The organism is Pseudomonas sp. KB_12, from assembly GCF_052114545.1.
Classification (GTDB): domain Bacteria; phylum Pseudomonadota; class Gammaproteobacteria; order Pseudomonadales; family Pseudomonadaceae; genus Aquipseudomonas; species Aquipseudomonas brassicacearum.
This window is the reverse complement of sequence record NZ_JBFREY010000069.1, coordinates 1-10,444: the sequence shown is the minus strand read 5'-3', so window position 1 is coordinate 10,444 and position 10,444 is coordinate 1. Positions and strand designations below refer to the sequence as shown.

Below are 10,444 nucleotides of genomic sequence, written 5' to 3'. Positions count from 1 at the left end.
ACCCGGTTCTGGGTGCTGCCCATGACTTCGAGTATCTCGACCAGGCCGGACTTGTGCACGACCCGGTAGTGATCCTCGTCCTGATGGAAATGAAAACTGTCGAGTTTTTTTTCCTTCATCACCAACTGCCCGCTGACACTGTCGCTACCGGTGACCTTGAAGGTTTCACCGGTGCTCAGGGACAGGATCTGATTGCCAGGCGTGTATTGCGACAACTGCAGGTTCCAGCCATAGCCGTAGCCACTGTCTTGCCTGTTGAGTGGGTTGTACGCCAAGTTCAGCGGAACACCGGGACCTTGCAGGTGATTGGTCTTCACGTCGGGCAAACTGATTGCAAACGTATATTGCCCGGTGCGGGGGTCAACGCCGCCCTCTATAAAACTCATAAAGTTGAAGGCATTGGAATGGACTGAATTCGAGATGGTCATTTAGTAGTCCTCACGCACTTGAAATTTATAAAGTCTCGATAGGGCATCGCCATTAACATTCAGTGACCAGCCATTACCCGCCCATCGCCCGAGTCTCAATATTCATTTATCTGCCTACTATTTATTGCGCAGGCGTGAACAGCGAATGCACCAATCTATTCCGGTCACCCACAGTACTGGGCGGAAGGAAAGAAATCCGTCGGATGTGTGGGTTTCCACGCTTGTCGAACAACATCACCGCCAAGTCTCGGGACAGTTTGTCTCGAGATTGATTTCCTTGACGGATATAAGGGATGCGATCAGAACGATGCAAGCTGATGACCAACAGGCCATCTTCAAATACCGAGCTGTTGACATCAATATCAAGCGACTCGTCCTTGACGACATCCTTGAGCGCGTCATCGAACTTCACCTTATCGAGCGGCTCCCCTTTCAGCGGATCCTTGAAGATATACCCTGTCCAACTGAACATGGTTTCGGCCAGTTGCTCGCTCTCCCAACGAATGGTCGACGTCGAGATCGACATATGCACATCGTTTGCGTCAACGGACACGAACTCCAGTGCCTCGAAAGCAGTCCCTGACAAAACCAGATTCCCCACGTATCGCAACTTCCAGTAATCGACAGTGCGCAAATGAAAGTCGAAGTCATCATCTTCCGGATCACCCGGGCCACCTGACCCTCCGTCGACCCTGACTCGTTCGAATTCGTAGTCACTCGGTTGAAACTGCGGGATTGCACGCGGTGTAATTTCGATCTTACTGTTGGGATCGGTATAATCGGTCGACTTAATCCATCTAGTAGGTCTGTCCTTCTGAAACTTCGCATGAAAAGTTTTTACGGCGTTCGCTGTGTCCCGCGTATGGAGATAGATATCGATCCTACTGATGGCTGCACTGGGCAAGTTATCTTGCGTTGCAACTCGGGGTTCGGCCAGATCAAAACGATTCTCAACCAAACGGCTGCGCCACTTCTCGCGATCCGATACTGGCATCCCCTCGTGGGGTTCATCGACAGGTTCTATCTCATCGCCCACCCCATCGTCCACCAGCCTCATACTGGCCTTCTCGCTTACGCTCAACGGGTACTCCCTATTATCGACAGGGGTCGTCTCAACCACGATCTCCGTCTTGAGCTGTTGATAGCCATTGGCATACAACGAGCCAAGTTTTCCCCCTTCGAGCCCGCCGGGCACCTTTATAGTGAATTGTGAAAGCGTTTCCCAGGTAGGCTCCGGCTCCAGTTCGGAAAGTTCAACGACACTGTAGCCACTGGACAAAACCACTCCGTTGCTGACGATTTCGCATTGCACGACACTGCTGGAGGCCGGGCCCTGTGCCGATGCGGTGAAATGCCCAGTGGAACTGACAGTACCGCCACCGCTGATCACTTTCCAACGCCTGGGAAGGCCGGGCAGCAGCGTGGCATCATCCCTCAGTTGCAAGTCCACAGACTTCCTGACCGCGGGAACATAGGCCGGATCGATACGAAGCTGTTGTTGCGCATTCAGCAGCACCAGGGATAACCGCCGTGTCTCGGCACCTGTGACTTCAATCTGTTGAACGACCAGGCCTTTGGTTCTCGATCGGGCGTCCGGTGTAAACGTTGCCTGGTTACCCTGATGAGTCAGGGTTCCATATTCGGGCATGAGCGGGGCCCAGGTCACATTCGTGGCGTTCATCGTTGTCGCCTTCAACACGATGGGTTGTGATTGCGCCCTGGTGGGATAAACCGATGTTCGCGGTGCCACCGTCACACTGTCATACACCACTAACAGCAAGGCCGATGCGGTGTAGGTGATACCGCCAGCGACATATTTGGCGGTCACCACCACGTGTAGCGACTCATGTCCGATAAGGTTCCTGGCGGCAGCGGTGTACAGCCCGTCGGTAATCGTGCCGTGTCCCGGGGCGGTATGACTCTGCAAGCTGACAGCTTCCCACTCGCTGGCCTGGATTACCGCTCCATTCCAATTACGTAACGTAAAGCGCTGCGTGCCGCCAGCCTGGATGGTCTGGAACGTGGGCTCCAGCGAAATACGGGTCCGTTTCGCATTGATGTTACCGAACACCCCCAGATCGGTAGGTATGTGTCGCTCGACCTCTTCAAATACATTGTCGCCGGGAAACACCAAATTATTGAGTACATCCAGCCGGCCATTCTCGATGTAAGGAATCATCGCTTCAGAAAGGATCAAGGCAGCCGAATATCGATCACTGCCATCGGGCTCCTGATCATCGGGAAGCAAATACGGGAAGCTGCTGTCCGGCGGGAAGCGCCCATCGGTCGCATTGCCCGCAAGCCGTATGAAAATCACCACCCCCCCTTCACCAAAATTCAACGCGCCCCTGACCTTCGCTCCGGGGGCCGCCTGGGTGAGAATCCGAAATGAAGTGGGGGTCAAATAGCTGTAGCCTTTGAGCTCAAGCATTCCCAGCTGAAAGACACTCCGATGCGCCGGCAAATCCTCGAAACTTTCTTTCAAGAAATCAGACAGCCGCGTATTCGTTGCCTCGTCATCACCGGCCAGGTTGCAGCGAAAGTTAACCCCCTCAGACAAGTTCAGCTTCACCTTGCCCTGCTTGTCGATTTCACCGACCACCATGGACAGGTCAATGTCCATTTCCAGTGTAAAGCCCTGCGCTTCACTAATATTGAATGTCGACGATAAGGCCTTTACCGCGCCGGCGGGATGACGCGAGGCGGCATAATGACCACTCAAGATATTCATCGTCACTACGGCTGTCGAATTGGTCAGCGACGCAGTATTGAACGATAACCGCGGCTGACCCAACATAATACCTTCCAACTCAATGGAACGACTTTGAAGATCGTCTAAAAAAACTTGCCCACTAAAAGCCGGCAGGAAGCCGTACCCATTGAATCGCTCAATATATTGCTGTTCCAACAAACGATTCAAGCGACCGCGGCTGAAGATTGAAATAGCACCCCACCCTTGGGTGACAGAACCCTGCCGCATACGCGCCAGCAAACTTTCTAACGAATTGACAGACATGATATTGCCCTCTAATTCATTTAAGAAGCAAAGCAATAAACCGTGTTAGTTAGCCAAAGCGTCAAGCACGGAAGGAAAACTCGAAAGGGGTAGCGGCAAAATTATATAGCCCTCGAACGTACCGAAATCACCGCCGTCCACCGCCACCGTAATCAGAACAAACCGCTCTTTGGCCGCAAAGTCATCGCTATACAGTCCCGTCGCCGCATCGATCGATCCCGGCCCACCGAGTGGCAGCGACCATTGACCGCTTTGGTGTTGATCATTGACAAAGACCTGCAATTGAATCTGCCCTTCTGGCAAGTCCGGATTGTCTACCGGCTTAATCGTGGCCCCGGGCTCGCTCTGAAGTACCAGAACATAGGCAGACTGGGTTTGAGCGCCCTGGCTCACCTCTATTTCATCGAGCACATAGGTTTTTTCGGCCACCTGTGGGCCGGCGATGTAAGTGTGATCACCCTCTGGTTTGTCGCTGGGAACTATTTCGCCGCTTTCACCCGCAACGGGATTCTTGATGGCCCAGCTCAGTACGCTCCCGTCCAGGTGACCTGCCGACAGCTCTACCCACTGGCCGTGATAACACACCTGGATTTGCGGATTGACGGTAATCGGGTTCGCCAGGACCGTGAGCAATGTCACGCTCCGCTCGCCAGTAAGCGGGTCACTGGCAATGACCAGCACCCGGTTGAACGAGCCATTGATCGCATGGGCCGGTGGCGCTTGGTACAAGCCTGTTCGCTCGTCGATAGCGCCCGGGTTGCTGCCGCTGCCCGAAAGATTTTCCACCGACCAGCGCAGGTCGCCATGTTCAGGTTCCGTGCTCAGTTGCAGCGGTCTGCCGGCCGCGACCCTGGGCTGCTGCTCGACAATGGCAAATGACGCGCCGGACGTATTGATCTGACCAAACATCGCCAAGTCGAAGGGCAAGGAGGCATGGCTCGGTTGCGCGATGCTGCTGCCCGCTATTTCCATGCCCGCCAGGAAGGTTTCCGACGCGGTAGTCGTCAGGGTGGTGGCGTACCGCTCAAGCAGTGCCCTTTTCACCGTATTGGCGACGAAATCCTTGATCTGCTCCAGATCCGCGGGCTCAATCGTCCCGGGAAGCCCGGACACGTGGCTCACCTCTTGCGTATCGGTATACGGCACGAAGAACTCACCTTCCATGGCCGAAACGCCGGACTCATCCGCCAGCAAACGGAACTCATGCTGCAAGTCGATGTTGAAGGTAGCCGTATGGGAACTCCAGGTGGTTCCACTCAAAGGCCGGTATCTGAACGACAGGGAGAATGTGCCTTGCCAACGTTGAAGCACCTCATTCTGAGCGAACTCGACCGTCAGCGGCGAGGCCCCGCCCGTAGCCGAAAGATTGAAGGTCTCGGACTCGAACTCATAATCAAGGCTCTGATAACTGCCCGCCGCCGCCTGCAGGGCGCCGCGCGTGGCCACCATTTTTGCCAACGCACCGTCCTGATCGACGATACGCTCGAATTCGGCATCTTCAAGTAACTGCACGAGTGCATGGCCGAACGCAGCGCGATGAATCAACCCTTGTGAAAACAGCGCCGTACCCGAATAGGTTTGCTGCGCGTCATCATCGGGAATCAGGTACCGGAAGCCGGAATCATCGCCAGGAAATGTACCTGGGCGACCATCGACCATACGCGTGAACAACACCACGGCACCGTCTTCGGTCCCGGGTGTCAACGCCTGCACATCACGAGCCTGGGTCCGCACATCGACGTTGCTGGCGAACATGAATGGATTCCCCTCGCTGGGGAAGGTAGCCAGGGCATAGACCCGCCGGTTTGCGTCCAGCCCCTGGAACCAGCTCTTCAAAAGCGCCCCGGCTTCGCGTTGCTCCTTCGGGGTACCGAACAACTTCAGCAAGACCTCCTCACTGTTGGCCAGATCCAACCTCACACCTTGGGCATCTGCCGTCATGATCAAGTCCAGCGTCACTTGCGATTCATTCAGGGGATCGAGGGCGGTGAGGCGGGTGACTTTCTTTTGACCCTGGGCGGTCTCCACCATCATATGGAGCCCCTGCGCCACCGACAGGCTCAAGAATGCCCGAGTACTCTGAAGGCTGGCGTGTTCAAAGGACAGTGCCGGCGCAGCCAATCGGAACCCCGTCAGGTAATGGGTAATATTGGTCTCGGGGATGTCCACGGAGCCTGTAAAAACGCCCAGGTCCGTGTCCTGGCTTAATCGAGTGATATGGTCTTGCTGCAACCCCTGGTTAAGTTTGCCGCCCTCCAGGGCGACAATGAGGTCCCAACCGCGCATTTGGGAGTTGCCGTTCATCCATGCCAATAAACTTTCCAACGAATTACCGGCCATGACATTGGCTCCAAAGGGATAGGCACAAAATAACAACGGTAGTGTCGAGTGCTTGATGAGCGATATTCATTGACTCAACGCCTCGAGCAACTGCGGGAACTCAACCAGGGGCAATGGCAAGATCAGATGGCCTTCGAACTTGCCAAATGCACCACCATCCACCAGGGCGAAAATCAGCACGAATCGTTCGGTGGCCGTCGGGGCCACACGGTACAGGCCCGTTGAATCGATCGAACCTGGCCCCCCCAAAGGAAGGCTCCACTCAGCGGCCATAGGATTACCATTGACGCGGGTCTCCAGTTGAACCTGCCCCAGCCCAATATCGCTGTGGAGAATCCCAACCGGCGCGCCAGGGCCTTTCTGCAGCGCCAGAACATGGACAGATCGGGTTTTATTCGTCCGGTTGTTTTTGACTTCTATCTCATCGAGTACATAAGTTTTATTCGGCACCACCGGCCCGTGGTGATAGGTGTGATCACCCTCGGATTCGTCGCTGGGCCGTACCTCACCACTTTCGTTCGCGACAGGGTTCTTGATCGACCAGATCAATTCGCCTTCCTTCAACGCACCGGCCGCCAGCTCGACACGGGTTCCGACGTCGCAAATCTGGATCAAAGGATGAACTGACAGTTCGTCAAGCAACACCGTTACCAAGGCCGAACTGTGGTAGTCCGAACTCGGGTCCGTTGCCGTGACCCGCACCCGCTTGAAACGCCCCTCGATCGAGGCGGCCGCTGGAGCCTGGTACAACCCGCCGGCACTGATAGTTCCTGGACTGCCAGAGTCTTCAGGCAGGTTTTCCACAGTCCACTGCACCCCATGGATAACCGGCTCGGTGCTGAACTGTTGGGTATCGCCTTGCAGCATCAGCGGCCGCATCGGGCTGATCACGAAAGAAGTCTGGGTGGGGTCAAGGCGGCCAAAGAAGCCGATATCGTAAGGCGCGCGGACCTGGTCACCTTGTATTGCTTGACCAAAATTCAATTTGATAAAATTTTCGATCAATGGCTTGAGCAAAATATCAATTCTCAGATCATTTTGCAGCGCTCGCCTTATTTTCGGCCCAATACTGTTTACGAACAAAGCCAGCAACTGTGCCAGCACATATAGCAACAGTGCCGGCAAACTACTTTTACCTGTCTCTTCACCTGACAGCAGAGCGGCCTCTGTATCGACCGCGTCTATAAGCAATTCAAACTTAGTGGATCGCATCACTGCGTCGACGACACCATCAGCGTCAACGACATCCATCATTTCAAACTCCGCTTGCAAATCAACAGAATATAAATAATCCCTCGTGACCGTAGGCCAAAGCTCCTCACCTTGAAGATTCTTAAACACAATCTCAACCGCTGCACGACATTCTGAAACCCAACGCACAGAGATTTTATTCCCACCTTCAGAAATCAATGTACAAGGTACTTCACTGTTTGCGGGAAGAACTATAGCGTCTCGAATAATCCACGGAATTACAAATTGCCCACCTATACCAATACCCGGGAGAGGGTTTGCCGCTCTATTTACCGTTAGTCCTCCAGCCTTAGCTACGGCCGACACCAATTGGCCATTATTGTAGGCACGTTCAAAATCATCACTGCCGATCATCTCTGTGACTTTATCCAGTAAAGCCTCCCCCAAAACCGAAGACAATCGCTCTGCGTTGAAAAGCACGGTAGCCGAGTAGTCTTTACCGGCATCATCGGGAATCAAATACCTGAAACCGGAATTAGCGCCCGGATAATCCCCTTCGTTGCTACCTTCCATACGTACGAAGGCCAGGATAGCGCCGTTACCGTGCTCGGACGATTGTGGATCCCGGGCAGCCGCTCCGCTCGCCTGGGTGCGCAAACCAAATGATTGTGGCTGCATAAACTCACTCGTTCCGCGCTCGATCCTGCCCAACGGCCAAATACGCTTATCCGGAGCAAGCTCATTGAACAAATCCTTGAAAAAATTCCCTCCCAACCGTTGTTCGGTTGGTGACTGGGCAAAGGTCAATCTGAAATTATCGCTTCGGCTCAAATCCAATATGATTCGCCCATCGTCATCGACATTACCCGGCACTTGATTCAGCAGCAAATCCAAATACAACTTCGGACCTTGCAGCGAATCTATCTCATCCACCATGACCGCCGTCCATCCAGCGCTTTCCTTTTTTAGTGTAAGCTGACTTCCGCCTACGACAGACATACTCAACATAGCTTTGGAATCATTAAGATCGGCATTCTCGAAGGACAGCAACGGGACATCCATCACAAAATCATGAACAACTTGCATCCATTGATTTTCGACAATCGGCACTTCCCCTCTGATCGGAGGTAAATAACTTCCAACATCGAAGCGACGTATATACTCCTGGGTCATTAACAAATTCGTCTTGCGTCGCTCCAGGGCAACAATCATCCCCCAACGTAGCATCCGTGAAGTCTCTTTCATCCAAGCCAGTAATGTCTCGAGCGAATTACTTGACATGATCTCGTCCTCATCAAATTGAATCGTTTCCCGCTGCGCGCTACTCCACCAACTGCGGTGATATCATGGGAAAGCTCTTATAGGAAAAGCCGTCATCGAAACTGGTTTCGACGAACACATCGAACTGGTTATTAAGTTGCAGCCTTTGAAGAAAGGAACGGGGCAGGCTCGCAAATAACTCCCCGGCGAAGTATTCTGAGTCGGTGACCGTCTCGGCATCGCCCCCGCGCAAGTCGGACCTTTCCTCGCCTCCGCCTATCAAGAGGCCGTTGGCGTATATTTTCACCCGCTGGCCGCGTTCCATGTAGGTCCATGATTCCAAGCGAAAGGTCACCCCAGCCTCGGTTACCGTAGCCAAGGAAATTCTATTACTCGGCGAAGGCGGGGAACTGATTTGAAGGGTCGGCCAGCCGCGGTCCACGTCCTTGATTTCCAGATCGAAAACCCCCGACCTATACGGCTGCTCCCCAGGCGGGGTCACTTTATAAAACACGTCCAGGCGCTTGCCCATGTTCGCCGGCACAAAGCCTGGAGGGATATAGAAACGCCTCGCATTACCGGCCGTAGGATCAGCGATATGACGGCCGGTATCGCCATAGCCTTCCCAGTGCATCTGAACCTCGTCGTCCAAACCAATCACTGCCTCATCCGGAACCTTGACGTAGACCCCCCCCGTGATATTCCTGGCAAACAAATAGCCTCGGTACTCATCATCCTCACCGTCCCGGATCACGCCCTCGATAAGGGGGTGTGGCAGATTCAGGGGCTGGCGCAACGTCAGTGACAATGGCATCGAAGTACCCGCACTGCCCACCCGGGCATACTGGTACATCAGCTCTATCGCCTTGCCGTGATTGGCCGACAACCACTCGTAATCAACATCGACTTCAAGTACCTGGCTATCAACCGTTGACGGATCGACGCGCAATGTCTTGATCACCTGCGGATCGCCCGAGGCATACAGCACCACCTCATCCTCCACCTGGATACCGGGGTAGATTTCAATGACCAGCTTGATGCCATTGGGATATGCCTCGGGATCAAGCATGTCGCCGGTAAAACCCTTGACCCTGGGCGCAGGCAACAACGGGGTTTGCGGCGCAACGAAACGCAGCGCCTGCTCATCGGAGAGCGTTGGCACCGTCGGGGTGGCATAAACGACGCTGTAGCTCATCAACGCAGAACCGCCATCGATGATTTGCAGCTCACTGAGCGGCACCGTCCATTGCAGGGGCTGCCCTATGTCGCCATCGACCAGAACTTTCCGGCGCGTGAAATCCTCCCAGGGGACACCGTCATCGAAGAATCTTTTCAGGGTAAACGTCACGGTGTCACCCACTGACATCGCCCTATAGGGTGGCGCGACCACCGTGGCACCCGCATCTCCCACCGTCGTCAAGTCCACCTCGCAATCATGGGATTCCTTGAACTGGGGAACCGGGAGTAACACCGAGAAGACTTCGGACTGAGGTAGCACGGCTGCCATTATTTGAACTCCCTAGAGGCATGTATCGATGGCCAGTTATTTCACTGTCGCAACAATCGAGTTGCCTCCCTTTTACGCCTCGTCTATCGATCTGCCCACTATCAGAACTGTTAGGTTACCCGGCGTTATCCAGTTGCTATTGTCTCGTCGGACGTCGGTATTTATTCCCTGGGATCCACTTTCAGCTGCTGTAGCCGGTACTGGCGTTGTTTATGTCCGACTGCACATCGATCGACGTTTTTTATTACCCTCGATGAGGTTCATATCAATGACTGCCGCCAGTTCTGTACATTCCAATGCACTTAACTTCATGAGTTCCGTACAGAACGGTGTTGATCCTCGCACCGGTCTCTACACGATAGCGATCAACTTCCCCGAAGTTAAAACCAATGATTTACGCGGTCCGGGTTTTGCCCTGGCGCTGGCGTACAGCTCGCTCAACAGGCAAGACAGTGGCTACGGCTATGGCTGGAACCTGCAGTTGTCCCAGTACACGCCTGGCAACCAGATCCTGTCCCTGAGCACCGGTGAAACCTTCAAGGTCACCGGCAGCGACAGTGTCAGCGGGCAGTTGGTGATGAAGGAAAAAAAACTCGACAGTTTTCATTTCCATCAGGACGAGGATCACTACCGGGTCGTGCACAAGTCCGGCCTGGTCGAGATACTCGAAGTCATGGGCAGCACCCAGAACCGGGTGGCGGC

6 protein-coding genes are annotated in these 10,444 nt (G+C 54.2%); 1 reads left to right on the top strand and 5 read right to left on the bottom strand.

The genetic code is table 11. The features are described from left to right. The 5 genes from AB4Z20_RS27765 to AB4Z20_RS27745 form a co-directional block, all read right to left on the bottom strand. On the bottom strand, positions 1–428 hold a 428-nt coding region (locus AB4Z20_RS27765), incomplete at its 3' end, for a hypothetical protein (RefSeq protein ID WP_442091185.1). A gap of 121 nt (positions 429–549) precedes the next feature. After that, positions 550–3,444, bottom strand: coding sequence for a hypothetical protein (locus AB4Z20_RS27760; protein WP_442091184.1), 2,895 nt, complete (start codon positions 3,442–3,444; stop codon positions 550–552). Positions 3,445–3,489: 45 nt separating this feature from the next. After that, positions 3,490–5,784 (bottom strand): hypothetical protein, encoded by a 2,295-nt coding sequence (locus tag AB4Z20_RS27755; protein ID WP_442091182.1) that lies wholly within the window; start codon positions 5,782–5,784, stop codon positions 3,490–3,492. Positions 5,785–5,850: 66 nt separating this feature from the next. Beyond that, the gene (locus AB4Z20_RS27750; RefSeq protein WP_442091180.1) at positions 5,851–8,256 is read right to left on the bottom strand and encodes a hypothetical protein; all 2,406 of its coding nucleotides are present in this window, start codon (positions 8,254–8,256) and stop codon (positions 5,851–5,853) included. Between the two features lie 40 nt (positions 8,257–8,296). Further along, positions 8,297–9,742 carry a hypothetical protein gene (locus tag AB4Z20_RS27745; RefSeq protein WP_442091178.1) on the bottom strand — a complete coding sequence of 482 codons (1,446 nt, stop codon included), beginning with the start codon at positions 9,740–9,742 and terminating at the stop codon, positions 8,297–8,299. 268 nt (positions 9,743–10,010) lie between these two features. Here AB4Z20_RS27745 and AB4Z20_RS27740 point away from each other — a divergent pair. Next, a partial coding sequence (locus AB4Z20_RS27740) for a hypothetical protein (RefSeq protein WP_442091176.1) occupies positions 10,011–10,444 on the top strand: 434 nt, incomplete at its 3' end.